1 pseudogene is annotated in these 532 nt (G+C 41.2%); it reads right to left on the bottom strand.

Features of this window, described 5'->3' with window-relative positions:
* Positions 1-532 (bottom strand): annotated as a pseudogene (locus ACT3TU_RS14360) (IS3 family transposase); the annotation flags it as partial.

The raw sequence follows: 532 nt of genomic DNA, 5'->3' as shown, positions 1-532 counted from the left end.
CTGTCTTGGCGATTTATAGCTCAAGCCCTTTTGAATCCTAGTCTGGTTGTAATATAGCTCGATGTATCTAATGATATCGGTAATGGCGGCAAATCTAGTTTTATAATCCTTATGATATACCAGCTCATTCTTCAATATGCCCCAGAAGCTTTCTATGGGTGCGTTATCAAAGCAATTACCTTTGCCACTCATTGAGCCTATAAACTGGTGCTGTTTAATGATCTTATGATACGCATGGCTACAGTATTGACTACCTCTGTCTGAGTGCACAATTAATCCTTTATTAGGCCGTTTATTTTTGATTGCCATATTTAGTGCTTTGCAAACTAAGTCAGCAGTCATGCGTTTGTTGATAGCGTAACCGACCAACTCTTTGGTATATAAATCTTTCACTCCTGCTAAGTACAGCCAGCCCTCATTTGTCCAGAGATAAGTAATATCGCTGACCCTGAGAAGCACTGCTTCGCAAGATTAGGGCGCTTGGCATCAAACTGCTGATCCAGCACATTCGGATAGACCAGCTTGTTGTGAT

It is taken from the genome of Psychrobacter sp. AOP3-A1-26 (assembly GCF_052378235.1).
In the GTDB taxonomy this organism is placed as follows: domain Bacteria; phylum Pseudomonadota; class Gammaproteobacteria; order Pseudomonadales; family Moraxellaceae; genus Psychrobacter.
This window is presented reverse-complemented; position numbering and strand designations above follow the sequence as displayed.